The sequence below is a fragment of the Microbacterium sp. A8/3-1 genome, assembly GCF_040267695.1.
In the GTDB taxonomy this organism is placed as follows: domain Bacteria; phylum Actinomycetota; class Actinomycetes; order Actinomycetales; family Microbacteriaceae; genus Microbacterium; species Microbacterium luteolum.
Genome location: NZ_CP158357.1, coordinates 1585926 through 1611977, shown reverse-complemented (window position 1 = coordinate 1611977; position 26052 = coordinate 1585926). Strand labels below are relative to the sequence as shown.

Annotated in this window: 22 protein-coding genes; 10 read left to right on the top strand and 12 right to left on the bottom strand. The window is 69.8% G+C overall.

Annotation, left to right across the window (positions count from 1 at the left end; genetic code table 11):
• Positions 1–29 precede the first annotated feature (29 nt).
• Positions 30–410, top strand: a complete 381-nt coding sequence (locus ABS642_RS08010; protein ID WP_282214133.1) for a VOC family protein — start codon at positions 30–32, stop codon at positions 408–410.
• A 43-nt stretch (positions 411–453) separates the two neighbouring features.
• Here ABS642_RS08010 and ABS642_RS08005 read toward each other — a convergent pair whose 3' ends face one another.
• The gene (locus ABS642_RS08005) at positions 454–1902 is read right to left on the bottom strand and encodes a DUF222 domain-containing protein (protein ID WP_350352907.1); all 1449 of its coding nucleotides are present in this window, start codon (positions 1900–1902) and stop codon (positions 454–456) included.
• 197 nt (positions 1903–2099) lie between these two features.
• On the opposite strand from ABS642_RS08005, the gene ABS642_RS08000 reads away from it, so the two are divergent.
• Positions 2100–3989, top strand: coding sequence for an endonuclease/exonuclease/phosphatase family protein (locus ABS642_RS08000; protein WP_350352906.1), 1890 nt, complete (start codon positions 2100–2102; stop codon positions 3987–3989).
• A 69-nt stretch (positions 3990–4058) separates the two neighbouring features.
• On the opposite strand, the gene ABS642_RS07995 is transcribed toward ABS642_RS08000, so the two are convergent.
• Entirely contained in the window at positions 4059–5798 is a 1740-nt protein-coding gene (locus ABS642_RS07995; protein WP_350352905.1) for a thiamine pyrophosphate-binding protein, read from the bottom strand.
• Between the two features lie 202 nt (positions 5799–6000).
• On the opposite strand from ABS642_RS07995, the gene ABS642_RS07990 reads away from it, so the two are divergent.
• From ABS642_RS07990 to ABS642_RS07975, 4 genes are read left to right on the top strand one after another with little or no spacing between them, the layout of a single operon-like run.
• Positions 6001–7677 (top strand): circularly permuted type 2 ATP-grasp protein, encoded by a 1677-nt coding sequence (locus ABS642_RS07990; protein WP_350352904.1) that lies wholly within the window; start codon positions 6001–6003, stop codon positions 7675–7677.
• Positions 7671–8597: an alpha-E domain-containing protein gene (locus ABS642_RS07985; RefSeq protein WP_282214128.1), complete on the top strand. Its 927-nt coding sequence runs from the start codon at positions 7671–7673 to the stop codon at positions 8595–8597. The genes ABS642_RS07990 and ABS642_RS07985 overlap by 7 nt, the downstream gene beginning before the upstream one ends.
• On the top strand, positions 8594–9439 hold the full coding sequence (locus ABS642_RS07980; protein ID WP_350352903.1) for a transglutaminase family protein: 846 nt from the start codon (positions 8594–8596) through the stop codon (positions 9437–9439). The genes ABS642_RS07985 and ABS642_RS07980 overlap by 4 nt, the downstream gene beginning before the upstream one ends.
• Positions 9440–9464: 25 nt before the next feature.
• Positions 9465–9974, top strand: coding sequence for a phosphoribosyltransferase (locus ABS642_RS07975; protein ID WP_282214126.1), 510 nt, complete (start codon positions 9465–9467; stop codon positions 9972–9974).
• A gap of 12 nt (positions 9975–9986) precedes the next feature.
• Here the strand turns inward: ABS642_RS07975 and ABS642_RS07970 are convergent, their stop codons facing one another.
• The 3 genes from ABS642_RS07970 to ABS642_RS07960 are packed head-to-tail and all read right to left on the bottom strand — an operon-like array spanning position 9987 to position 12361.
• On the bottom strand, positions 9987–10325 hold the full coding sequence (locus ABS642_RS07970; RefSeq protein ID WP_282214125.1) for a HepT-like ribonuclease domain-containing protein: 339 nt from the start codon (positions 10323–10325) through the stop codon (positions 9987–9989).
• Positions 10322–10786, bottom strand: coding sequence for a nucleotidyltransferase domain-containing protein (locus ABS642_RS07965; RefSeq protein ID WP_350352902.1), 465 nt, complete (start codon positions 10784–10786; stop codon positions 10322–10324). Before ABS642_RS07965 ends, ABS642_RS07970 begins: the two co-directional genes overlap by 4 nt.
• Before the next feature lie 51 nt (positions 10787–10837).
• Positions 10838–12361 (bottom strand): ATP-dependent DNA ligase, encoded by a 1524-nt coding sequence (locus tag ABS642_RS07960; protein WP_350352901.1) that lies wholly within the window; start codon positions 12359–12361, stop codon positions 10838–10840.
• A gap of 170 nt (positions 12362–12531) precedes the next feature.
• On the opposite strand from ABS642_RS07960, the gene ABS642_RS07955 reads away from it, so the two are divergent.
• Genes ABS642_RS07955 through ABS642_RS07945 form a run of 3 tightly spaced genes read left to right on the top strand, consistent with a single transcriptional unit; the run spans position 12532 to position 18455 of the window.
• Positions 12532–13179: an AAA family ATPase gene (locus ABS642_RS07955; protein ID WP_350352900.1), complete on the top strand. Its 648-nt coding sequence runs from the start codon at positions 12532–12534 to the stop codon at positions 13177–13179.
• Between the two features lie 58 nt (positions 13180–13237).
• On the top strand, positions 13238–13639 hold the full coding sequence (locus ABS642_RS07950) for a hypothetical protein (protein WP_350352899.1): 402 nt from the start codon (positions 13238–13240) through the stop codon (positions 13637–13639).
• A 7-nt stretch (positions 13640–13646) separates the two neighbouring features.
• A complete protein-coding gene (locus ABS642_RS07945) occupies positions 13647–18455 on the top strand; it encodes a DUF5724 domain-containing protein (RefSeq protein WP_350352898.1) in 4809 nt (1602 codons plus the stop codon).
• Positions 18456–18565: 110 nt separating this feature from the next.
• On the opposite strand, the gene ABS642_RS07940 is transcribed toward ABS642_RS07945, so the two are convergent.
• The 7 genes from ABS642_RS07940 to ABS642_RS07910 all read right to left on the bottom strand — a co-directional run bounded on the left by ABS642_RS07940 (position 18566) and on the right by ABS642_RS07910 (position 23697).
• Positions 18566–19336 carry an enoyl-CoA hydratase-related protein gene (locus ABS642_RS07940; RefSeq protein ID WP_350352897.1) on the bottom strand — a complete coding sequence of 257 codons (771 nt, stop codon included), beginning with the start codon at positions 19334–19336 and terminating at the stop codon, positions 18566–18568.
• Positions 19337–19393: 57 nt separating this feature from the next.
• Positions 19394–20560: a 1,2-phenylacetyl-CoA epoxidase subunit PaaE gene (gene paaE / locus ABS642_RS07935; protein WP_350352896.1), complete on the bottom strand. Its 1167-nt coding sequence runs from the start codon at positions 20558–20560 to the stop codon at positions 19394–19396.
• The gene (gene paaD / locus ABS642_RS07930; protein ID WP_282214117.1) at positions 20560–21054 is read right to left on the bottom strand and encodes a 1,2-phenylacetyl-CoA epoxidase subunit PaaD; all 495 of its coding nucleotides are present in this window, start codon (positions 21052–21054) and stop codon (positions 20560–20562) included. Before paaD ends, paaE begins: the two co-directional genes overlap by 1 nt.
• A complete protein-coding gene (gene paaC / locus ABS642_RS07925) occupies positions 21048–21899 on the bottom strand; it encodes a 1,2-phenylacetyl-CoA epoxidase subunit PaaC (protein WP_350352895.1) in 852 nt (283 codons plus the stop codon). The genes paaD and paaC overlap by 7 nt, the downstream gene beginning before the upstream one ends.
• On the bottom strand, positions 21896–22201 hold the full coding sequence (paaB, locus tag ABS642_RS07920; protein WP_136056072.1) for a 1,2-phenylacetyl-CoA epoxidase subunit PaaB: 306 nt from the start codon (positions 22199–22201) through the stop codon (positions 21896–21898). Before paaB ends, paaC begins: the two co-directional genes overlap by 4 nt.
• Positions 22201–23196, bottom strand: a complete 996-nt coding sequence (gene paaA, locus ABS642_RS07915) for a 1,2-phenylacetyl-CoA epoxidase subunit PaaA (RefSeq protein WP_350352894.1) — start codon at positions 23194–23196, stop codon at positions 22201–22203. Before paaA ends, paaB begins: the two co-directional genes overlap by 1 nt.
• An 81-nt stretch (positions 23197–23277) precedes the next feature.
• Complete coding sequence (locus tag ABS642_RS07910) at positions 23278–23697, bottom strand: pilus assembly protein CpaE (protein ID WP_350352893.1); 420 nt, start codon at positions 23695–23697, stop codon at positions 23278–23280.
• Positions 23698–23912: 215 nt separating this feature from the next.
• On the opposite strand from ABS642_RS07910, the gene ABS642_RS07905 reads away from it, so the two are divergent.
• Positions 23913–26042: a DEAD/DEAH box helicase gene (locus ABS642_RS07905; RefSeq protein ID WP_350352892.1), complete on the top strand. Its 2130-nt coding sequence runs from the start codon at positions 23913–23915 to the stop codon at positions 26040–26042.
• Positions 26043–26052: the final 10 nt, after the last annotated feature.

The window sequence follows — 26052 nt, the reverse complement described above, 5'->3', positions numbered from 1 at the left end:
GCGACGGCGCTCGCCAGGAGGAGTGCGTGATGGATTGGAAGATCGAGCTCATCTTCGTGCCGGTGTCGGATGTCGACCGGGCGAAGGACTTCTACGTGAAGATCGGCTTCAACGCGGATCATGATCAGACACCGTTCGACGGGATGCGCTTCGTGCAGATGACGCCTCCGGGTTCTGCCTGCTCGATCGCGTTCGGCACCGGTCTCGGCATCGATCTCGAGCCGGGGCAGCAGAACACCATCCAGGTCGTGGTGCCGGATGCGGATGAGGCGCTGGCGCACCTGCAGAGCGCCGGCGTCGAAGCGGTGGGCGTCGACGAGCAGGCCTGGGGTCGCTTCGTGAGCTTCGACGACCCCGACGGCAACACCTGGACTCTGCAGGAGCTGCCGGACTACGGCGCGCAGAGCTGAGATCTCCGCTGAGCGACGCGCTGGACTCCGACCAGCGCGTCGTTCAGCTTGCCAGCTGAGTGCGTCGCAGGGGTGAACGAGGGTCCCACCATCGTCGGGTGGGGTCCCACCAGCCGGGCCCGCGTACTTTCGGTCGTCCGTTGTCCATGCGGACCTCCCACCCGGAGGTTTCCAGAGTGCGGTGGTGGTGCCAGCAGAGGGTCACTCCGTTGTCGGTGTGCGTGGGTCCGCCTCTGGCGTGTTCTTCGACGTGGTGGATCTCGCACCAGGACGCCGGAACGTGACACCCGGGGATGAGGCATTCCTTGTCGCGGAGGGTGATCGCGCGGCGTTGGTGGACGGTGAAGATGCGCTCCGTGGATCCGATGCCGATGATGCGCCCTTCGGGATCGAACAGCACCCGTTGGATGTTCCCTCCGCACGCGGCATGTCGGGCAAGGGACACCGGGGCGGCGACGTCGGCTCCGTCGATGTGCGCCCACCCTCGCCCGGTCGCGTAGTCCTGGGCGGTCACGGAGACCACCAGGGTCGGTGCGGCACCGCCGAGGCGCGGCATCTCGTCGTGGCGCGCGGCGATGCCGAGGGCTGCGGCGAGAGCGTCGTGCTGCAGCTGGAAGCGGGAGCGGGTGTCGGTCCTCCCCGCCGGCATCTCCTCGGCAACGCTCTCCGCTGACGTCAGATAGTCCGGGTCCTGCTCGGACGGTTCGAAACGCACCCCCGGAAGCGGCGGTCCATCCACCTTCGGATTCAGGTACGCATCCCAGATGCGCTGCATCTGCCCCGCGACCTCCGGCAGCAGGCGTCCACTGATCGGGATCAGCCCGTCCTTCGCCCGACCGAGCCGGACGCCGCGTGACCGAGCGGCGCGCTCGTGCTCAGGCTCCGCGCCGTCGGGGTCGAGGTAGGCGACGATCACCTGCGCCAGCGTCCGCAGATCCTCCGCAGTCGGTGCCGGAGCCCCTGCCATCGCGTCCTCAGAAGAATCCTCGTCAGCGGCATCGGCGCCGAGTCTGCCTCGTGCGTACGCCGCGAGTTCCGCATCCGCCCGCAGCCGGTCCTCCGCACCGATGCGGGGCCCCGCTTGCTCGATCGGCCCCGTGGCCGCCAACAACCCCGCGACCCCGATCGCGCCGTCGAGCAGCGCCTGTCGCAGCTCCGGCCACCGCGCCGGCAGCGGCGCGCCGGTCGTCAGCTCGGTCTCCCGCCGCACGATCTTCGACGCCTTGATCACCCGCGCCGCACCCACGGAATCGGTTCGCAGCGCCCTCTGGACCAGCTCATTCGTCGATCGGCACCCGAACCTCTGACCGAAGGCGGCATCCGCCGTGGCGATCGCCTCCACGACCCGTGCCTCGGCTCGCCGGAGCGCGTCACCCGAGCTCCGCAGGACCTCGATCCGCTCCGCATCCGACAACACCGTCAGATCGTCTGAGCACAGCACTTCATCCAGGCCGGACACGACCTGATCGAAGGAGCCCGAGGTGCTGTTCATGTCTTCCATTCAACCGAGAGCCACCGACATTCGATCCCGAAATACACCAGTTCAGAGCGATATTCTGGCATTCAGTTCGACAGTCTGTAACCCGACTCCGCTCGGCATCCGCTGAGCCGTTCACCCCGCGGCAACGGCGCCGCCATCTGCGGGCCCTACCGTCGCGACGGACCGTGCGTCGAAAGGACTCCGCTGCAATGACATCCCCCTCCCATCGATCTCGTCGAGGCTTCCTCGCTCTTCTCGGAGCCGGCGTCGCGTTCGCCGGACTGCTCGTCGCTCCCGCTGCGCATGCCGCTGATTCATCGCTCGCGGTCGACACCTCGAGCATCCGCACCGACGAGACCGTCACGATCTCCTTCGATGCGGGGGAGTCCGTGCACGACCGGAACTGGGTCGGGATCTACCGCGACGGTGCGATCCCGGGAGGCCCCGCATCCCTCGACTGGCGGTACGTGCCCGAGGCGAGCGGAGATCTCACGTGGGGTCCGTCGGCCCGCGACGGCTGGACGCGCAACACGGCGTCGATGGGAGCCGGCGAGTACGACATCTACCTGCTCGAGGACGACGGCTACGGCATCCTCGCCGGCCCGATCGACCTGACCGTCACGGAGGCGGCGACCGAGCCGCCGCGTCCGCCCGCCGAACCCAAGCCCGCCGTCGACGGCGTGAGCGAACTGAACGTGCTCACCTTCAACGTCTGGCACGGCGGCACCCAGGTCGCCGACGGCGCGCAGCAGATCGCCGACATCATCGAGCAGACCGATGCCGACGTGACGTTCCTGCCCGAGGTGGGCGACGCGCCCTCCCAGGTCGCTGCGCTGCTCGGCTACGACCACCTCACGGCGACCGACACCGGGATCGTCTCGCGCTACCCGATCGTGTCGACCGACACGGTGGGACGCTGGTGGTCGAAGGCGGTCATCGACGTCAACGGCACCGAGGTCGTCGTCTACGGCGGGCACCTCGAGTACCGCTGGTACACGACGTATCTGCCGCGCGGATACGGGGGAGAGATCCACGGCGACTGGCCCGGCGGGTGGGACACCTGGGACAAGCTCGACGCACCGGTGACCGACGTCGAGGCGATCCTGGCCGCCAACCTCCAGTCGGGTCGCCCGGATGCTGCCGCCGAACTCCTCGCCGACATCGACGCCGAGCGGACCGCCGGCCGCATCTCCGTCGTGGGCGGCGACTTCAACGAACCTCCCTCGCAGGACTGGACCGCGGCGACGGCCGACCTCTTCGATCACAATGGGGTCGTGATCCCGTGGCAGACGACGCAGACGCTGCTCGACGGTGGTCTCGTCGACGCCTTCCGCGCTGTGCATCCTGATCCTGCGGCGAACCCTGGATTCACCTGGCCGTCGGACAATCCGCTGTTCCCGACCTCGTCGCTCACCTGGGCGCCGGAGGCCGACGAGCGCGACCGGATCGACTACATCTTCGCCACCCCGGATGCGCGCCTGGCGATCGACGGCTCGACGGTCGTCGGACCGCAGTCGACGATCGTGCGCAATGAGCGCGTGGTCGACGACAGCGCCGACGAGATCTTCACGCCCGACGCCGTGTGGCCGTCGGACCACAAGGCGGTGCTCGCGAACTTCTCGATCTGCGACGACGGCTGCGTGCCGCCGGAGCCGGAGCCCGAGGCCGCACTCGGCCTCGGATCGGCGTCGGTGGCTGCCGGAGCACAGCTCACGATCACGGGCACCGACTTCGCCGCGGATGCCGAGCTGCGCGTCGAGCTGCGATCCACCCCCGTGACACTCGGGACGGTGACGACGGATGCGGCCGGAGCCTTCCGGCTCGCGGTGACCATCCCCGAGGGAACCGCGCCCGGAGCACACAGCATCGTCGTCATCGAGCCCGACGGAACGGAGACGAGCGCTGCCCTCACCGTGACAGCCGTGCCGGGCGGAGGGCAGCCGGGCGGGCAGCCGGGCGGCGGCGCGACGACACCCGGGACCGGAGCGGCCGACGCGCTCGCGACGACCGGCGCGGACAGCACGCCGTTCCTGTTCGCTGCGCTGCTGCTGCTCGCCGCGGGTCTCGCATTCGTCGCGATGCGCCGTCGCCGGGTCTAGCGCCTTCGTTCCCGTGGCAGTTGCGGTGGGTATCGAGCCGATTCACCCGCCACAACTGCCACGGGAGCGTCAGGAGTTCACGCGGATGATCTCCTGCTGGTACGGGGCGATGACAGCGCCGGAGATGCGGAGGTCGAGCAGCAGGAAACGGCGCGTCGCGGCATCCTCCTCTGCCCAGGTCTCCAGACGCTCGAGGTCGGCGAGCGTGCGCACCACGACGCCTTCCGCTCCGACCGCAGCGCCGAACGCGGCGAAGTCGACCTCGGGGATGAGCATCGGGCCCTCGGCGAGCCCCTTGAGGCCGTAGAGGTTGACCTCGGCTCCGTAGGCGGCGTCGTTCCAGATGACGGCCATGCCCCGGCCGGCCGCGGCACGCACGGCCGATTCGAGGTCCGCGATCGCCATCAGGCCGCCCCCGTCGCCCGAGGTGAGCACGATCGTGGACGAGCGGCGTGCGAGAGCGGCCCCGACGACGCTCGGCCACCCCTGTCCGATCGACTGGAACGCAGTGCCGATCATCATCATGCGATCCGGCGCGGCGACCGGCCAGTACATGTTCGCCCAGCCGATGAAGTGCCCGCCGTCCGATACGACCACGCGGTCCTCGGGCAGCAGCTCGGCGATGCGGCGTGCCGCCGAACGCGGGTCGAGTCGCCCGTCGGGGGCGAGTTCGTCGCCGGCGTCGTAGGAGCGGGCGGATGCCACGTCGACGCTCTCCCGCCACGGCCGGGCGGGCACAGCTTCGGAGTCCGCGGCCGACACGTCGCCGAAGCGCTCGGGGGACGCGGCGTGCCGCGCCCGATCTCCGAAGTCGTGCCCGGCGGCCGGCTCGGACCGCAGCCGGTTCACGAGCTCCTCGGCCGCGACACGGGCATCCGCGCGGACGAAGCCCCCGATGTGCGCGTGCGTCGCGGCGGGCGCGATGTCGATCTGGAAGACGCGGGTCCCGGGCGCGAACAGCTCGCCGAAGCGCATCGTGAACTGGTTCAGCGACGCCCCGAACACGACGGCGACGTCCGCGCTGCGGACGAGTTCCATCGCGCCGTCGGCTCCGAACCCGCCGGTGACGCCGAGGTCGTACCGCGTGTCGGGGAAGACGCCGCGGCCGAGCGCGGACGAGGCCGTGAGCGCACCGGTCAGCTCGGCGAGCTCGCCCAGCGGTCCGCTCGCCCCGGCCAACCACGCACCGCGCCCGGCGAGCAGGAACGGACGGTCGGCGTCGCGCAGCGCTGCGGCGATCTCGTCGAGCATCCCTTCGGCGAACTCGCCGCGCGGAGCGAGCGGTGCGGGCAGCCGCGGAGCCGGCGCCTCCGCCACAGGGCCTGCTTCGAGGGCGGCGACGTCGTACGGGATCGCGAGCACGACGGGCACACGATACGTGAGCGCGTGCTCGATGGCGATGACCGTGGTCGCCGCGGCATCCGTCCGCCCGACGGTGTAGGTGCGGGCACCCACCGCCGATGCGAGGGCGATCTGGTCGACGTCCCAGGGGCGCGGGCCCGACGTCGGCTCGTCGCCGACCACGAGCACGAGCGGTACGTGTGCCTGCACGGCTTCGGCCAGGGCGGTGAGGGTGTTCGTGAAGCCGGCGCCGTACGTGGACGTCCCGGCCGCGATGCGCCCGGAGGCCCGGAAGTGCGCGTCGGCGGCGACCACGGCGCCCTGCTCATGGCGGACGGCGGTGAAGACGGCATCCGTCTGCTTCTCGATCGCGTCGAGGAAGTAGGCGTTGCCGTTGCCCATCACGCCGAAGACGGCGTCGATGTGCTGGGCGAGGGTGAGGGCGACATGCGCGGACACGGTGGGCATGAGAATGCCTTTCGAGACAGGGACGGAGAACTGCGGATCCGTATGTGTCTCGCCCTCGCATCCATGCGAGGTGCTTCGTGCCTCTTTTTCAGGCACCGGCGGAAGATCGCCGGACACGTCGACTCTACCGCGGCAGCAGTCGTGTCGCTGCCCGTCTTCCCCCGGAAACATCGCCGAAACCAGGCCAGGGAAGTATTCCGACATGGAGTCGCTGTTCAACGGATACACCTCTCGTCGCACCGCGATGCGCAGCGGACCGCAGCCCTGGGACGAGATGTTCCCGTCGGAGGCCGCAGCGGGCGGCGGCGACGTGCGCCTGCCGTACCGCGACATGTACCCCGCGCTCGCGGGAATGGACGATGCCGAGCTGCGGGCGCGGACGGACGCTCTCGCGAGCTCGTACCTGGCGCAGGGGGTGACCTTCGACTTCGCCGGCGAGGAGCGGCCGTTCCCCCTCGACGTGGTGCCCCGGGTGATCGCCGCCGAGGACTGGATGTACGTCGAATCCGGGGTGAAGCAGCGCGTGCGGGCGCTGGAGGCGTTCCTCGCCGACGTGTACGGCCCGCAGGCAGCCGTGCGCGACGGGGTGATCCCCGCCCCGCTGATCAGTTCCTCCTCGCACTTCCACCGGCAGGCGGCTGGCATCGTCGGGGCGAACGGGGTGCGCATCCACGTGGCCGGGATCGACGTCATCCGCGACGAGAAGGGCGCCTGGCGCGTGCTGGAGGACAACGTCCGCGTGCCGAGCGGCGTGAGCTACGTGCTCGCGAACCGGCGGGTGATGGCGCAGACGCTTCCCGAACTCTTCACGAGCCTCCGCGTGCGACCCGTGGTCGACTACCCGGGCCGGCTGCTCCAGGCTCTGCGCGCGGCCGCACCCGTGGGGATCGATCATCCGACCGTCGTCGTGCTGACGCCCGGCGTGTACAACTCCGCGTACTACGAGCACACGCTGCTGGCGCGGATGATGGGCGTCGAGCTCGTCGAGGGCCGCGACCTCTTCTGCTCCGGCGGGCGGGTGTGGATGCACACGACCGCCGGTCCGACCCGCGTCGACGTCATCTACCGCCGGGTGGACGACGAGTTCCTGGATCCGCAGCACTTCCGGCCGGACTCGGTGCTCGGAGCCCCGGGGCTGATGCTGGCTGCGCGCCTCGGCAACGTCACTCTGGCGAATGCGATCGGCAACGGCGTCGCGGACGACAAGCTCGTGTACACGTACGTTCCCGAGCTCATCCGCTACTACCTCGGCGAGGATCCGATCCTCCCGAACGTCGACACCTGGCGTCTGGAGGAGCCGGATGCCCTCGCGGAGGTGCTCGATCGCCTGGACGAGCTCGTCGTGAAGCCGGTCGACGGCTCCGGCGGGAAGGGGCTCGTGGTCGGCCCCGATGCCTCCCGTGCCGAGCTGGACGCTCTGCGTGCGCAACTGCTCGCCGATCCGCGCGGCTGGATCGCTCAGCCGGTCGTGCAGCTCTCGACGATCCCGACGCTCGTCGAGGACGGATTCCGCCCCCGACACGTGGATCTCCGCCCCTTCGCGGTCAACGACGGGAACGACATCTGGGTGCTGCCCGGTGGGCTCACGCGCGTCGCGCTTCCCGAGGGGCAGCTGGTCGTCAACTCCAGTCAGGGCGGTGGATCCAAGGACACCTGGGTGCTGGATCCCTCGCTGTTCACCGGCCCGACGGCGACCCTGGCGGGACTCTCCGATCCGGCATCCGACGAGGTCTCGATCGCCACCGGAGCCATCGGGATCGTGTCGGCGCCTCGTGAAGAGCCGCATCCGCCCTTCCTGTCCTCGCCGCAGGACGAGGACCTCGAGACCCGGCACCACCAGCAGCAACAGCAGCAGCAGCAGGGAGGTGCGACATGCTGAGCCGCATCGCCGAGGCGCTGTTCTGGATCGGCCGCTACGTCGAGCGCGCCGACGGCACCGCCCGCATCCTCGACGTGCACCTGCAGCTGCTCCTGGAGGATCCGTGGGTCGAGGAGGACACCGCGTGCCGCGCCCTGCTCTCGGTCATGGGCACGACAGCGGATGGAGAGAGCACGGTCGGCCGCGACGACGTGGTGCGGCTGCTCGCGCTCGACCGGGACCACGCAGCATCCATCGCGCACTCGATCGCCGCCGCGCGCGAGAACGCGCGGCGGGCACGGGAGATCATCTCGACGGATCTCTGGGAGACCCTCAACGAGTCGAACGCGCGGATGCCGCGGTGGGTCGCCTCCGACAAGACGCACCCGTTCTTCCGATGGGTCCGAGACCGGTCCGCGCTGGCGTTCGGCGTGGTCGACTCGTCGACGAGCCGCGACGAGGCCTGGCAGTTCTTCGTGCTCGGCCGCTCGATCGAGCGCGCCGACATGACCGCGCGGCTCCTCGCGACGCGCTCGCTGACGGATGCCGGCGGCCCGAGCTGGACGACCCTGCTGCGCAGCTGCGGCGCGTACGAGGCCCATCTCCGAGGCCACCGGGCGGTGCCCACGGCGGCCTCCGCGGTCGAGTTCCTGCTCGTGGACAAGCTGTTCCCGCGGTCGGTGCTCTCCAGCGTCCTGCAGGCGGAGGAGTGTCTCCGTGGCATCGACCCGGCCGGGGCGTTCGGGGCACCGGATCGTGCGCACCGGGTGCTCGGCAGGATGCGGTCGGAGCTGGAGTACCGCCCTGTCGCCGACATCGTCCATCGGCTGTCGGAGAGCATGGAAGAGGTGCAGGTGGCGATCTCGGTGGCGAGCGACGCGATCCGGGAGCGCTACTTCCCGTCGATCGCCATGCCTGTGTGGATCGGAGAAGCGCTGTGAGCCGGCTCCGGATCGTGCACCGCACCGGATTCCGTTACGAGAAGCCGGCGACCGCGTCGTACAACGAGGCGCGGATGCTGCCGCACTCGCGCGAGGGGCAGTTCGTGCTGCAGGCGACACTGGACATCTCGCCGTCGGCGACCCAGCACTCCTACGCGGACTACTGGGACACGCGCGTGTCGACGTTCGAGGTGCTCACACCGCATCAGCTGCTGTCGGTCACCGCGACCAGCGTCGTCGATGTGCGTGCGCTGCCGCACACGGCGCAGGTGGTGGGGTGGGATGAGCTCGACGCCCGCATCCCGTCCTCCCTGTCGCTCGCCGAGTGCGTCACGCAGACACCGGCGACGTCGCCCGACGACGAGATGCGCGAGCTCGCCCTGCGGATCAGGGCCGAGGGGCGGGATGTCGACGACACGGCCTTCGAGATCTGCCGGACCGTCGGCGGCGCGATGGACTATCAGAGCGGCGTGACGGGCGTGAACTCCACCGCGCGCGAGGCGTGGGCTGCGCGATCCGGTGTCTGCCAGGACATCGCGCATGTCGCCCTCGGGGTGCTGCGCGCGGCCGGCATCCCCGCGCGTTACGTGTCGGGCTACCTGCATCCGGACCCCACGGCGCCGATCGGACAGCCGGTGATCGGCGAGTCGCACGCGTGGGTCGAGTGGTATTCGGGGGAGTGGCGCGGATACGACCCGACGAACCTCCTGGACATCGGCGAATCGCACGTCTATGTCGGGCACGGCCGCGACTACGGCGACGTGGCGCCGCTGCGGGGCGTGTACGCGGGCCCGAGCGCGTCGGAGCTGTTCGTCTCCGTCGAGGTCACGCGTCTCGACTGACGATCTCATGGAGGAGAATGAGGCGATGACCACGACGACGATCGAGCGCGAGACGCTCACCTGGGACGGCTTCGGCACGGCGACACGCGATCTGGCGCGCAGCATCCTCGCCAGCGGTTTCGAACCGGAGGTCGTCGTGGCGATCGCCCGCGGCGGACTGCTTCCGGCCGGCGCCATCGCCTACGGCCTCGGCGCCAAGAACTGCGGCGCCATCAACGTCGAGTTCTACACCGGCATCGGCACCGTCCTGGACGCACCGGAGGTGCTCCCTCCCGAGCTCGACATGGCGTACCTCGACGGGCGACGCGTGCTGCTCGTCGACGACGTCGCCGACTCGGGCCGCACCCTGGCGCTCGCCGTGCAGCTTTTGAAGGACAAGGGCGCGGACGTGCGCTCGGTCACGATCTACACGAAGCCGTCGACCATCATCCAGCCCGACTACGCCTGGAAGGACACCGACCTCTGGATCAACTTCCCGTGGTCGTTCCAGGGGACCGTGCGGGAACAGGACCTGGGGCTTCCGCCTTCGGCGTAACGCGGCGACGCCTCAGTCTTCGTCGTCCAGCGCGTCGAGGAGGCGGGTGGTCGCTGCCGCGAGCAGCGGGATATCGTTCCGTGCGGTCGCAGTGACAACGGCGTGGGCGGTGTCGAAGTATCGATGGGCCAGGTGGTCACGCATCTGGGCGATCTCGCGCCAGGGGATCGTGGGTTCGGCGTCGAGAATATCCGCCGGAAGGTCCTTTACCGCTTCGCCGATCTCCAGCAGACGGATGCGAATCGCGTCGAACACGATCTCATCATCGCTGTCAGCACGCCTGACGTAACGCGAGATTGTGGCGCACGCGAGTGCGATGTCTTCGAGTCGTGCTCGAGTTCGCCGGCTCACAAGGGGACCGCATCTCGCCGAACATCGTCCGCGACACCAGATTTGAGGCTGGCGCGCGGAACGATATCGACGGGACGGCCGAGCAATGCCTCAGCCGCGGACTGCATACGGAGAAGATCGAACATCCCCACATCGGGGGCGAAGTCGACGAGGAGGTCGATGTCGCTGTTCTCATGATCGTCGCCGCGGGCGACGCTGCCGAACACTTCGATGTTTGTCGCACCGTATTCGGCGAGAATCGTCCGTAGATCGGCAGCAAGGAGGCGCACCTGTCGCAAAGTCTCAGGCGCTTCGGCCAGAGTCAGGGTCAGTCCTGCGGCACCCAGAAGCCTGTCGAGTGCGGCAACCGATGGCTCTCGCCTTCCGCTCTCGTACTCGCTGATGACGCTCTGACGGATGCCCGAGCGGTTCGCCAACGCGCTCTGCGTCAGGCCAGTGCGTTCACGCGCAGTCTTGATCAACGAAGCTCCTCGTCGCATGGTTCAACGATATCGCGGATGCGTGATAATGCGTCACTCGCGCAGCAGCGCGCGCAGGGTCTGGATCGTGTCGGCCTCGGCCGGCGTCTTGTCGGGGCGGTAGCCCTTCACCCGTGCGAACCGGAGGGCGATACCGCCGGGATAGCGCGGGGAGCGCTGCACGCCGTCGATCGCGATCTCGACCACGATCTCCGGTCGCAGGAAGACCGTGCCCTGGGTGCGGCGGGTCTCGTACTCGGGGAAGGTCTCGGTCTGCCAGCGCAGCAGTTCGTCGGTGAGGCCCTTGAACGTCTTGCCCACCATGACGTAGCCGCCGGGATCGCCGAACTCGCCGTCGGGATCGAGGGCGCCGAGATGCAGGTTCGACAGCCAGCCCTGTCGGCGGCCGGAGCCCCATTCGGCGCCGAGGACCACGAGGTCATAGGTCAGCACGGGTTTGACCTTGACCCAGGACTTGCCGCGTCGACCGGCGGCGTAGGGTGCGTCGAGCGACTTGACGACCACGCCCTCGTGCCCGGCGGCGAGAGCTTCGCGGGACAGCTGCTCGGCGGCATCCGGATCGGCCGTGACGATCCCCGGCATCCGCCATTCCCCGGCCACGCGTTCGAGTTCGGCGAGACGCACCGACAGCGGCTCGTCGAGAAGATCGCGCCCGTCGACGTGCAGCACGTCGAAGAACCACGGCCGGAGCAGCAGCTCACGGGCGACGTCGGCGCCGAAGCGCGACATGGTCTCCTGGAACGGGCGGGGCCCGCCATCTTCGTCGAGCGACAGCGTCTCGCCGTCGAGGATGAGATCCTGTGCCGGAAGCGACCGCACGATCTCGACGAGTTCCGGCACCCGGTGGGTGATGTCGGCGAGGCTGCGGGTGTAGACGCCGACCTCGTCGCCGTGACGGTGCACCTGGATGCGGGCGCCGTCGAGCTTGTACTCCACGGATGCCTCGCCGGTGATCTCGAGCGCGGCTGTCGGTGTCGCCGCGGTGGCCGCGAGCATCGGCAGCACCGGTCGCCCGACCTGCAGGCCGACCGCGTCGAGCTCTTCGGCGGTTCCGGTGAGGGCGATGAGCGCCGTCTCGCCGAGGTCGCCGGAGAGCATCGCCGCGCGACGGACCGTCGCTGGCGCGCGGTCGGATGCGCGCGCGATGGCATCGAGGAGGACCCCTCCGAGCGCACCGGTGCGTAGCTCGCCGAGCATGGCGCGGGCCAGGAAGTCCCACTCGTCGGCGGTCGAGCGGCCGGCCAGAGCGCCGAGGGTGCTGCTGCGCGTCGTGGTCGAGCCGGTGCCGGACGCCGCCGCCAGGGCATCCAGAGCTTCATCGACGTCGGCGATCGTGAGGTTCGTCTCAGCGGCGTTCGCGACCTCGAGAGCGGCGATCCCGCGCCATCCGACGCCGAGCCGACCCTGACGAGGGGAAGCGAGGAGCAGCCCGACCAGCGGCGCGATCTCATCCGGCTCCGCTTTCGCCAGCAGCCGCGCGAGCGCGTCGATCTTGGCCAGACGCGACGATGTGGCGGCGACCTCTTCGGTGGTGGAGACGAGCTCCGCGAGCTTCATCTCCGCATTCTCGCACCGGGGTCGGACATGCACGCCGGATCAGGCGAAAACGCGGGATCAGGCCGATTCCGGGAGATACCGGCTGATTCCGCGCGATGGCCTGATTCCGCGCGGCGGCCATCGGCCGTCGGTGTGGCACGATCGGAACCTCCGAGAAGAGAGGGCAGAAGATGCGCGATCAGCGGACGGAGTTCCTCGCTGCCCTGCTGGCGCTGATGCCGGTCCCCGAGCCTGGCGGTCCCAACCTCATCGTCGGGATCGACGGCGTGGACGGGTCCGGAAAGACCGTGCTGGCCGACGAGCTGGCGACCCTGATGCCCGCCTGTGTGCGGGTGTCGATCGACGGTTTTCATCACGTTCGCGACCGCCGCTACCGTCGCGGAAAGACATCCCCGGAAGGGTTCTGGCTGGACTCGTACGACTACGCGAGGTTCCGCCGAGAGGTCGTCGAACCGTTCCGTCGCGGGCACGGCACGTACCTGCCTGTCGGGCACGACGTCGACTCCGACGAACTCCTGACCGGCCCGCGTCGCGAGGTCCCGCGCGGGACGGTGCTCCTGGTCGACGGCATCTTCCTTCATCGCCCCGAGCTGCGGGATGTTTGGGATCTCTCCGTCTTCCTCGAGGTTCCGTTCGAGGAGTCCGCCAGGCGGATGTCGGTGCGAGACGGGATGCCCGCCGATCCCCGCGCGGCCGCGAACGCGCGCTATGTCGGAGGGCAGGAGCTGTATCTGACCGAGTGCCGACCTGCAGACCAGGCAACGGTGCTGGTCGACTACGGCCGCCTCGATCGGCCGCGCATCCGGCGGGCGGCGTGATCGGTGGTCCCTCGACGTCAGGGGATCGAGTGTCGGGGCTCCATGCCAAGATGGTCGGATGATCGTCGAGACCGCACTGCTGGGCAGCCGCGCGGTCGGCGAATCGCTCACGATTCCCCAGGTCGACGGTGACCGTTCGCTGCGCTCGCTGCTGCGGATCCTGGTCGAGCACGAGCTGGCCGCGTATCAAGCGCACCGCTCCCGGTCGACCGTGCTGCAGATCCTCACACCCGCCGATCTGGCGGAGGGCGTGGAGACGGGGCGCTATGGACGGGAGCCGCGCGCGGTCCCGGCAGCCCCGGAATTCGATGACGCGCAGGCCAGGGCCGTCGAGGCGTTCACCGACGAGCTCTTCTTCGCCTTCGTCGACGACGTCCGGATCACCGACCTCGACCACATCATCACGATCGAGCCGGGATCCCGTCTCCGGCTAGTGAGACTCGTCGCCCTGACGGGATAGGGAAGCAGTGCTGACAGTGGAGCAGGCCAAGGACGAACTGAGCAGGTACTGCTCGTGCGATGGCAAGGAGGTTCGTGCGATCAGCGCGCGGGGCTGGGGTGTCCCGCGTATCGCCAAGCGCATCGAAGCGAACCTGAACGACCGCTCTGGTGCGCACGACGAGGAGGCGCTGGCGGAGGTGCGCCGCACGGCGGACATCATCGCCGCCGAACTCGATGAGCTCTCCCTGCGCGAGCGGACCAAGGTGTTCAAGGCGTTCTCGCCGTCACTCGCCACCGAGCTCGCGCACTGGTGGGAGTGGTCGAAGTCGCGGCCCTATCTCCGTGGGTGGAGCCACCGCGGATATCGGTCGTCCGACGCCGCACGCAGTCGCTCGTGGCGCTGGCAGACCCTGGTCGCCCTGCTCGGTCATGCGACGCACTACCCGCAGCCGATCGAGTGGCACGCCACGTGGCTGCTCTACCTCCCCGACGGTCTGCCGCTCGGGGAACTGCTCGCCGCGGCGATGGATGCGGGGAACTCCGGCGTGGGGCGGATCCTGGTCGAGAGCCTCACGGGTGCGCATGCGGTCGGCGGTCCGTCGGCGCAGGGGTATCTCGCGCTGCTCGCCGCCCATGATGCCGATGCCTGGGACGTGGTGGCACAGCAGCTCCGCGAGGCCGGCCGCGCGGAGGGCCTGCGCCAGACGATCTTCGAGTCTCTGGACCTCGCGCACCCCGACGCGCTCACGCTCTTCCTGGAGATCATCGTCGAGAACGGCCTCGTGCGGTTCTCCAGCGCGGTCCGCGCACTGTCGGAGTGGGTCGGCGAAGACCTGACGGTGGATCGGGCAGCGCAGGCCGCTGATACCTTCGCGACGCTCGCGCGGTTCATGCGTCAGGCGCCGGACGTCGAGCGACTCCGCGCCGCCACCCCGACCGAGGTCTTCCTCGGACTGTGGACTCTCGCGGTGCGCGACGTCGGCACTGCTGTCGCCACGGCATCCGCCCTCCTGGACGACGCAGACGCCGGTCGCCGGCTCGCCGCGGCACGCATCCTGATCGACGTGACGGATCCGGCGGCGGCCGATGCGCTCGCGGTCGCGCTGGGGGACACCGATCTGCGGGTCTTCGCCGTGGCGCTGTCGGCCTGGCCCGTGCAGCGCGGAGAGTCCGCCGGGACGATGCCGTTCACGGACCTGGTCCGCTCGACGCTGACCCGACGGCTCGATGAGCTGGGTGCTGCGCAGAACGTCGACGTCGGAATGCTCTCGCCCCGCCTCGTGAAGGTGCAGAAGTCTGACGTCACCGATCTCCTGGCCGCCCACTCCGGTGCGGACGAGATCGATCTCGACGGTGCATCGGCCGACGCGCGCTATGCCGCCGCGAAGCGCTACGCGAAAGCGCCCGCGCGGTACCGCACGCAACTGCTGGCGCTGACGCTCGACGTCTCGTGGCACGTCAGGAGCGAAGCGCGCCGCGCACTCGACATCGACGCACTCACGGCGGAGGAGGCCGTGCCCTTCGAGCAGGCCCTCACCCGTAAGTCGGACGACCTCCGGAAGTCGGCTCTGGGTCTGCTGCTGACGCAGTCGCCGGAAGACCTGCTGGCCACGATCGAGCGGCTGCGCGCCGGAAAACCCGAACAGCGACGTGCTGCGGTCGAGCTCGCCCAGCTCGCCGGGCTCGACTCCGACGAGACGAGCGCCGCCCCGGAGTCAGCTGCAGCCGGGGCCGAACGGTCCGCGGGCGCGACGACGGATGCCGACAACCGTCCGCCCCTCCTCCGATTCGGCGTCGCCGACCGCACCCCGGCCGTCCGTCCGTCCGCCCCACCGGCATCGCGATGGACGGCGTACCACCCGGGTGCCCGGCGCATCTGGCTGTCGTTGGGCGCGTGGCTGGACGAGCACGCGAACGTCGAGGTGCAGACGCGGGGCGGCGTCGAACTGCTCGCCAACATCAGGAGCATCGAGCGGAACGACGACGGCTCGATGCCCGCCGCCGACCTGCTGGACCCCTGGTGGGAGCGCATCAGCGGTGAACTCGTCGACGGTGGAGTCGAGCTCGTCCTGCTCCGGCTGCTGAACGCGGATGACGGGCCGCGAGGGGTCCAGGTGCTGGGCGATATCGGGCGGGACCGCGGTGATCTGACGGCATCCCTCCGACTGGAGCTGATCCGACACCTCGCCCACCGCGAGTGGCGGTCGACCTGGACGGAGCCCGTGCTGGACCTGATCGCCCTGTCTGCCGCGGAGCTGCCGGTCGAACAGCTGATCGGTCCCCGGAACGTCCAGTTCGACGACCACCGTCGACGAATCGGACGCGACCCGCGAGAAAGCGATCCGCTGCTCTTCGGAGCGTCGAACCACCTGAACCCCGCTGCGCTCGACGATCGGCAGCTCGATCGCCTGTGGCGGATGCTGCGCTTCGTGGACGAACCGGAGGGCGCGGTCGATCAGTGGGCGGGACCTAAGGTCGAGCTGCACGATCCTTCGTACTGGGGCGCCGCCGAAACGGTCGTCGACCAGCCGTTCCGATACCGGCCGCCCCTGGCGACGGTGATCGAGGCGTTCGAGCGCGGGATCGCCACCCGTGCGGACCTCGTCGACCATGTGTTCACCCGACCGAGTCTGCGCTGCGAACTCGACGTCGCCGAGAGCGATCCGCTGGCCAGGTTCAGCGTGATCACGGGCGCACCGCCGGCGACCCAGGCGGTGGTCGACGAAGTGCAGCGCACGGTGACCGAACTCGAACTGCCTCGAGGAGACCACGAGTCGCCGTACTCCCGGATGGCGATGTCGCTGCAACGGGCGACGGGCGCCGACAACCTGGTCGCCGTGCTCCGGACCCTGGGGCGACGTCCGTTCACACGGCGCTATCTGTACGCGAGCGACCGCGAAGGGGTGTTCTCCCATCTCGTCCGCGTCAGCTACCCGGCACCCGACGAGACCGTCGCCTCGATCGCTCGTGCTTTCGCCGGCTCGAAGCTCCCGGAGAGCCGCATCATCGAGACCGCGATGTACTCGCCGCAGTGGGCGCAGCTGTTCGAGGAGCACCTGGGGTGGCCGGGATTCGCCTCCGCCGTCTGGTGGTTGCACGCGCACACCCCCGTCGACACGCACGACGTCAGTGCGCGCATCCGCGCGGAGCGGTCGCGGGAGATCCAGCAGCGCACTCCTGTGCCGGACGAGGATCGCGAGAAGGGGTGCGCGGATGCCGAGTGGTTCCACCGGCTCCACGCCGAACTGGGCGACGACCGGCTCGATCGTGTGCTCAAGGCATCGAAGTACGCCTCGACGTCCGGTGAGCACAAGCAGGCCGAGCTCTTCGCGAACGCGCTGCGCGGCAAGGTCACCGAGGACGAGCTGCTCGCGCGCATGCACGACAAGCGCCATCAGGACGCCGTGCGCGCCTACGGACTGCTGCCGCTGAGCGGTGACCCGGATCAGCTGCTGCGCCGGTACGAGGCGCTCCGTGCGTTCGTCAGCACCGGGAAGACGAACGGCCCGCAGCGCCGTGCGACCGAGACGGCGGCCGTGCACACGGCTCTGGAGAACCTCGCCCGTACGGCCGGCTATCGGGATCCGCAGCGCCTGATCTGGGCGATGGAGGCCAGGGCGGGTGAAGACCTCAGCCGCGGACCGGTCACGGCCGTCGACGGTGATGTGACGGTCAGCCTCACGATCGACGACATGGGCATGCCCGAGATCGCGGTCGACCGCGCCGGCAAGTCCCTGGCGGCCGTGCCGGCCAAGAGCCGCAAGGTCGAGGCGATCGCCGCTCTGACGACCAGGGCGCGCGACCTCAAGAAACAGGCGCAGCGGGTCCGCGCGTCCCTCGAGGCCGCCTGCGTGCTCGGCGACGTCATCGATGCGGAGGAGCTCACGCTCCTGCAGGCGCACCCGATCCTCGGTCGGATGCTGTCGGACCTCGTGATGGTCGACGGCGAAGGCCGAGTGGGGTTCCTCAGCGCCGGGGGAGACGAACTCGTCCGTGCGGACGACTCGACGTTCCGCGCGGTCGGAGGACTGCGCATCGCGCATCCGCTCGATCTGCTGGCGAGCGGAGACTGGCCCGACCTGCAGCACGCGGTGATGACGAGCGGCCGCCCGCAGCCGTTCAAGCAGCTGTTCCGCGAGCTCTACCTCCTCAACGAGAACGAGAAGGCCGAGCAGGGGACCTCGTCGCGGCGGTACGTCGGACACCAGCTCGACTCGAGGAGGGCAGCGGGTCTGTTCCACGCTCGCGGCTGGGTCAGGGACTACGGGCTCGGATACGGACGCACCTTCCACAACGAGAGGATCACGGCGTTCTGCAACGCCTCAGGAGGCTGGGGGACCCCCGGGGACGTCGAGGAGACCGCTCTCGACGACGTCCGGTTCGCCCACGCCGGCTCGTATGAGGCGCTCGCGCTGGCCGACGTTCCGCCGCGCGTCTTCTCCGAGACCATGCGGGATCTCGACCTCGTGGTCTCGGTCGCCCATGCCAGCGGCGTGGATCCGCAGGCGTCGGAGTCGAGCATCGAGATGCGCCAGCGCCTCGTCGACGAGACCTGCCGACTTCTCGGACTCGAGAACGTCGAGGTCGACGGGCACCATGCGCGCGTGAAGGGATCGCTCGGGATCTACTCGGTGCACCTGGGCTCCGGCATCGTGCATCGCATCCCGGGGAACACGCTGTTCATCGCCCCGGTGGGCGCACAGCACCGTGGACGCGTCTTCCTCCCGTTCGTCGACGACGATCCCCGCACGGCGGAGATCGTGTCGAAGGTCGTGATGCTCTCGCGAGACGAGAAGATCACCGACCCGACGATCCTCAGCCAGATCGTGCGCTGAGCCAGCGGCCGGAATCAGGCGAAATCGCAGGATCAGGCCGATTCCGAGCGAACGAGCCTGATTCCGCGCGATCGCCTGATTCCGCGCGCCTCCAGCGGGTGCTTGCGCGCTCAGCGCCCTCGGAACTCCGGCTTCCGCTTCTCCTGGAAGGCGGCGAAGCCCTCGCGGTAGTCGTCGGTGTCGCAGAGGGCGGCCTGTGCGGCGTTCTCGATGTCGACCGAGTCCCAGAGCGCCAGGCGCTCGTCGCGGATCCGTGCGATGAGCTCCTTGCTGGCGAGGAAGGCAGCCGTGGCCCCGCGTGCGGCGGTGGCTGCGGCATCCGTCGTCGCCGAGACGACCTCGTCGTCGGGGAAGACCCGCGAGAACAGTCCGGATGCCACGGCTTCGGCGCCGCTCATCAGCCGCCCGGTGTAGATGAGGTCGAGGGTCTTGTGGGCGCCGAGACGCTCCAGGAAGAGCGCGTGGCCGCCGGAGTCGAGCGTGGCTCCGAGCGCGGCGAACGGCGAGCCGATCTTCGCGGACTCCGCGACGTAGACGACATCCGTCGCGATCAGCAGGCCGAGCCCGACGCCCAGGCAGGCGCCATGAGCGACCGCGAACGTCGGCGCGGGGAACCGTGACATGCGCTGCAGCAGCGGCGTGACGAGCCCGCCGAGATACCCCATGACGTCGTCGTCACGGGGGTCGACGCCCGAGATGTCGCGTCCGGCGCAGAACGCCCGGCCCTCGCCGCGGAGCACCAGGGCGCGGACGCCGCCGGCCTCGGCCTCCGCGTAGGCGGCATCCAGCCCGTGGAGCGCCTGCTCGTCGAGGGAGTTCAGCTTCGCGGGGGCGTTCAGGACGACCGTGGCGACGTCATCCGCGATGGTGAGATCGATCATGGGGTTCCTCTCGGTGGGCCCTTCGACAAGCTCAGGGACCCAGGTGACGCACTCCGGTCACACGTCGTAGTCGACGACCACGCGGTCGCTGGTGGGATGGGACTGACAGGTGAGCACGTACCCGCGCTCGAGCTCGTCGGGCTCCAGCGCGTAGTTCTCGGTCATGCTGACGCTGCCCTCGATCACGCGCGCACGGCAGGTTCCGCAGACGCCGCCCGCGCACGCGAACGGTGCATCCGGCCGCACGCGCAGGGCCGCATTCAGCACCGATTCGTGCGCGTCGACCGGACTCTCCACCGTCGACGAGACGCCGTCGAGGTTGACCTCGATGCGGAATGTCGCAGCTCCCGCGCGCACCTCGACCGGCCGTGCGGTGCGCAGCGGCTCGTCTCCCGTCGTGAACAGTTCGAAGCGGATGTGCTCGCGGGCGACGCCCACGTCGGAGAGCACCTCTCGGCACAGGTCCACGAGCGAGAGCGGACCGCACAGGAACCACTCGTCGACGTCGGCGGGGTCGATGAGCGAGGCGAAGATCGTCCGCAGCTTCTCCTCGTCGATCCGCCCGGACAGCACGGGAGCCGTGCGCTGCTCGCGTGACAGCACATGATGGAGCGTCACGCGGGTCGGGTAGCGGTCCTTGAGATCGGCGAGATCCTCCAGGAACATCACGTCGAGCGTCGACCGGTTCGTGTAGAGCAGCGTGAAGCGCGAGGTGGTCGATCGCGTGAGCACCGTGTGGGCGAGCGCCATGAGCGGGGTGATGCCGGAGCCGGCGGCGATCCCGACCACGTGCTTGTGGTCGAGGTCGTCGAGGCCGGAGGTGAACGTGCCCTGCGGACTCATCACGTCGATCTCGAACCCCGGGTGCAGGCCGGTCTGGGCCCACGTCGAGAACAGGCCGCCCTCGTCGCGCTTCACGGCGACGCTGAGTCGTGTCGGTGCGCCGTCCGTGCGGTGCTCGGGAGCCCGGCACAGCGAATACGAACGGCGCACCTCCGTGCCCTCGAGCGTCGTGCGCAGCGCCACGTACTGGCCCGGCAGGTGGTCGTAATCGTCGGCCAGCGCGGCCGGCACGGTGAACGTCACCTCGACCGCATCGTCGGTGAGCGGGCGGACATCCTCGACCATGAGCGTGTGGAAGCGTGCGCGCGTGCGCTCGCCGGGCGACCGGCGCGGCGGGACGGATGCCGGGGCGCCGGCACGCGCGGAGGAGAAGAGCGACATCAGTGCACCTTGAAATGATCGAAGGGCTCGAGGCATGCGCGGCACTCGAACAGGGACTTGCAGGAGGTCGAACCGAAGCGCGAGACCTCGTGCGTGTCGAGTGAGCCGCAGCGCGGGCAGCGCACGCTCAGCAGGAGCCGGATCGGTCCGGTGGAGACGGCGGCGCGGCCGGAGGGCGGCGCGATGCCGTAGGCCTCGAGCTTCTTCTTGCCGGCATCCGACATCCAGTCCGTCGTCCAGGCGGGGGAGAGGACCAGGCGCACGTCGACCTCCGCGAAGCCGGCCGCGGTCAGCGACATGATCACGTCGTCGCGGATCGTGTCCATCGCCGGGCATCCGCTGTACGTCGGCGTGATGTCGACGCGCACGCGGTCGCCGTCTGCCTCGACGGCGCGGAGCACTCCGAGGTCCTCGATCGTGAGCACAGGAACCTCGGGGTCGGGCACGGCGGCGGCGATCCGCCAGGCCGCCTGTGTCGGAGTGAGGGTCACCATGATGCCCCCGGATGCCGGCGCGCGAGCACCTGCATCTCGGCGAGGATGTGGCCCAGGGGAGTCGCGTGTGCTCCGCGCCGTCCGCCGGTGGAAGAGGCGGCCACCGCGGGCACGGCCAGGTCGGCCTCGGCGAAGACGGTGTCGACGACACCGTCGAATCCCTCCCGCAGGCTCGACGGCCGTGCGGCGGCGTCGCCCAGCCGCTCGATCAGCTCGTCGTCGCGGAACAGCTCGTCCACGTAGGGCCAGACGTCCGCGGTCGCACGGATGATCCGGGCGCGCGATTCCTCCGTGCCGCCCGCGAGGCGCAGCATCCACTGCACCGCATGATCCCGGTGGTAGTCGACCTCTTTGAGGGACTTCTCCGCGATCGCTGCGAACGTCTCATCGGTGCTCAGGCGAAGAGCCGAATACAGCTCGAACATGTAGGTCGACACCACGAACTGCCGGGCGATGGTCTGCGCGAAGTCGCCGTTGGGCTGCTCGACGATCCAGGCGCAGCGGAACTCCGGCTCGTCGCGGAAGAAGGCCAGGTCGTCCTCGCTACGGCCGTCGTAGGAGCCGGCGTAGTGCAGGAGCGAGCGGGCGTGTCCGAGCAGGTCGAGGGCGATGTTGCCGAGCGCCACGTCCTCCTCGAGCTCCGGCGCGCGGGAGATCCACTCGCCGAGCTGCTGCGAGAGGATCAGGGCGTCGTCGCCGAGGCGGAGCGCGTACTCTGCGACGTCGGCGGACGCTGCCGTCGCGCCGGAGCCGGAGAGCTCGTCGCTCAGCTGCAGCGCGTCGACCGACACGTCGCCGTGGACGTCGGCATCCTGGATGGGTCCCTGAGCTCGTCGAAGGGTCACAGGTGCGGCACCCCCTCGGATGCCGTGTAGTACACGGCGTGCCGGTAGTTCTTCCCGGCCGGGCTCTCGAAGTACGCGCCCTTCGCGTCGGGGTCGCTGGTCGTGATCGCATCCGCCGGAACGGCCCAGATCGACACGCCCTCGCCGCGACGCGTGTAGAGGTCGCGGGCGTTGCGGATCGCCATCTCGGCGTCCGGCGCGTGCAGGGACCCGACGTGCACGTGGCTCAGGCCGCGGTTCGCGCGGACGAAGACCTCCCACAGGGGCCAGGGCTCGCGCTCATCGGCGCCGGGAGTCGCCATCAGGCCACCTGCCCTTCGACGGGCTCAGGGACCCAAGGAGAGGCCTGCTTGCGGGCATACGCCGCCGCGGCCTCGCGCACCCAGGCGCCGTCCTCGTGGGCGGTCCGCCGGCGCTCGAGACGCTCAGCGTTGCAGGGGCCGTTGCCGCGCAGCACCTCGAAGAACTCGTCCCAGTCGATCTCGCCGATCGCGTACTGACCGGTCTCCTCGTCGAAGCGCAGGTCGGGGTCGGGCAGCGTGACGCCGAGGATCTCGGCCTGCGGCACCAGCATCCCGACGAAGCGCTGACGCAGGTCGTCGTTCGAGAAGCGCTTGATCTTCCATTTCATCGACTGCGCGGAGTTCGGCGACTGCTCGTCCGGCGGCCCGAACATCGCCAGGCTCGGCCAGTACCAGCGGTTCACGGCATCCTGTGCCATCTGCCGCTGCTCCTCGGTGCCCTGCATGAGGCTGAGGAGGATCTCGAATCCCTGCCGCTGGTGGAAGGACTCCTCCTTGCAGACCCGCACCATGGCGCGTCCGTAGGGTCCATACGAGGCGCGGCACAGCGGCACCTGGTTGACGATCGCGGCGCCGTCGACGAGCCAGCCGATCGCGCCCATGTCGGCCCAGGTGGGCGTGGGGTAGTTGAAGATCGACGAGTACTTGGCCTTGCCGCTGATGAGCTGGTCCATCATCTCGTCGCGCGTGATGCCGAGGGTCTGTGCCGCCGAGTAGAGGTACAGCCCGTGGCCGGCCTCGTCCTGCACCTTGGCCATCAGGATCGCCTTGCGCTTGAGGCTCGGCGCCCGCGTGATCCAGTTGCCTTCCGGCTGCATCCCGATGATCTCGGAGTGGGCGTGCTGGGAGATCTGGCGGATCAGCGTCTTGCGGTACGCGTCGGGCATCCAGTCGCGGGGTTCGATGCGCTGCTCGTTCGCGATGAGCTCGTCGAACACGCGCTCCTCATCCGAGATCTCGCTCGGGACGAGGGAGAGGTCTGCGGGGCTGGTCATCGTGGCTCCTCATTCAGCATCTTTACTGACCGATCGTTAGGTTATTCTGACACAGAAGGTCGCCCGTCTTCAAGGCGGGTGTCAGTGCGACCGCGAGATCAGCTCCAGGAGAGCCCGGCCGTACGCCTCGGCCGGATCCGGATGCTCGAACGAGAGGCCGTTCCCCGCGATCTCGATGTCCACGCGGAAGGTGTCGTCGAGGCGCACCAGTGAGCGGAAGGTCCCCCGGAGCAGCTCGCGCAGCTGGTCCTCGCGCGGCAGCCAGACCGCGTCCGCGAGAGTCACGGCGTCGAGCGCCCACTCGGTCGTGCCGTTGAACGCGAGGTCGGTGCCGCTCGGCGTCTGGCGCGCCTCGATCGTCATCTCGCTGACGGTGAAGACGTCGGCCTCGGCCTCGAGCTCCACCTCGTCGGGGAGGTCGAGCTGGAAGCGGTCGCCTTCGGCCGGGTGCCAGCCGAGGCCGGCCTCACGGAGGGCGACGGCGAGTTCGCGGGTGATCATGCTCCTACGCTAGGCGCGATCTGCGGCCGGGGATCGGAGGGTATGGGTGAGGCCCCGACACAGATGCAGGCCGAAAGGGACGGGTGCAGGTTCGGAAAGGGTGTTCTGGACCTGCATCCGTGCTTTCGACCGACGAGTGTGATGCGGGGGTCGGGGTCGGGCGAGCCTGTGGATGCCGACCCCGAGGTGTCGGTGGAGTGGGGCAGAGTGGGGGCATGACCTCCGCACCTCCCGCCGACACCCGCGAGCCCGCGCTCGCGGCGCTGCGCGAACTCGTCGGCCGCCCCGACGCCGACTTCCACGATGGGCAGTACGAGGCGATCGAGGCGCTGGTCGAGGGGCGCCGCCGCGCGCTCGTGGTGCAGCGCACAGGCTGGGGCAAGTCGGCCGTCTACTTCGTCGCGACGCTGCTGCTGCGGCGGCAGGGCGCGGGTCCCACCGTGCTCGTGTCGCCCCTGCTGGCGCTCATGCGCGACCAGATCGCCGCCGCCGAACGGGCGGGAGTGCGCGCGGTCGCGATCAACTCCACCAATGCGCACGAGTGGTCCGACGTGCTCGCGCAGCTCGACCGCGACGAGGTCGACGTGCTGCTGGTCTCGCCCGAGCGACTCAACAATCCCGCGTTCCGCGAGGAGCAGCTGCCGGCGCTCGTCCGTCGCATCGGGATGCTGGTCGTCGACGAGGCGCACTGCATCAGCGACTGGGGGCACGACTTCCGTCCCGACTATCGGCGGCTGCGCGACCTCATCGCTCAGATGCCGGCCGATGTCCCGGTGCTCGCGACGACGGCGACCGCCAACAGCCGGGTCGTGGCCGACGTCGCCGAGCAGCTCGGCAGCCTGACGGGTGAGGCCGAGGGCGACGAGGGTATGGCGCCGGTGCTCACGATCCGCGGACCGCTCGCGCGCACGTCGCTGCGTCTGGGTGTGCTGCGGCTGCGCGATTCGGCGAGTCGACTGGCTTGGCTGCTGAGTCACCTTGACGACCTGCCCGGATCCGGCATCATCTACACGCTGACGGTCGCCGCCGCCGTCGACACCGCCCGGCTGCTGCGCGATCACGGGCACGACGTGCGGGCCTACACCGGGCAGACCGACACCGAGGAGCGCGAAGAGTCCGAGGGGATGTTGAAGCGCAACGAGGTCAAGGCGCTCGTCGCGACGAGCGCTCTGGGCATGGGCTTCGACAAACCCGACCTGGGGTTCGTGCTGCACCTCGGCGCGCCCTCGTCGCCCGTGGCCTACTACCAGCAGGTCGGTCGTGCCGGTCGTGCGAGCGAGAGCGCCGATGTCCTGCTGCTGCCCGGCGTCGAGGACCGCGACATCTGGCACTACTTCGCTACCGCGTCGATGCCCGACCGGGAACGCGCCGAACGGGTGATCGGCGCGCTCGGCGATGCGCCGATCTCGACGCCGGCGCTCGAGGCGATGGTCGACATCCGCCGCACGCCGCTCGACCTGCTGCTGAAGGTGCTCGACGTCGACGGGGCCGTGCGGCGCGTGCAGGGCGGGTGGGTAGCGACGGGTGCGCCGTGGAGCTACGACGCCGAACGCTACGAGCGCATCGCCGCCGAGCGCCTCGCCGAGCAGCAGCACATGATCGAATACGAGCAGACCGACGGATGCCGCATGGAGTTCCTCCAGCGCTCCCTCGACGATGACACGGCCGCACCCTGCGGGAGATGCGACAACTGCGCGGGCGGATGGTTCCCGCGCGAGATCGGCACGGCGGCGAGCACGCAGGCGGCGGAGTCGCTCGACCGTGTCGGCGTTCCGATCGAGCCCCGTCGGGCCTGGCCGACGGGAGCCGACCGGCTGGGCGTTCCGCTCAAGGGCCGCATCTCGGCAGGCGAGCAGGCCGGCGAGGGCCGAGCGCTCGCGCGTCTCACCGACCTGGGGTGGGGGAACACCCTGCGGGAGATCTTCGCGCCCGGTGCGTCGGATGCCGCCGTGACACCGCAGCTGATCCAGGGCTGCATCCGCGTGCTCGCCGGTTGGGGGTGGGCCGAGCGTCCGGTGGCTGTCGTCGCCCTGCCGTCGCGGTCGCGTCCGCTGCTGGTCGACTCGCTCGCGCGCGGGCTCGCCGAAGTCGGGCGCCTGCCGTATCTGGGGGCGCTCGAGCCGGTCGGGGGCGGGCCGACCGGGCAACCGGGCGGGAACAGCGTCTTCCGCCTCGCCGGCCTCTGGGACCGTTTCAGCGCCGAGCACCTGGAGGTGCCTGCCGGCCCTGTGCTGCTCGTCGACGACCTGGTCGACAGCCGGTGGACCATGACCGTCGCCGCCCGCGTGCTGCGCCAGGCCGGGGCGACCGACGTGCTCCCGCTCGCCCTCGCACTGCGCGGCTGAACTCGAATCC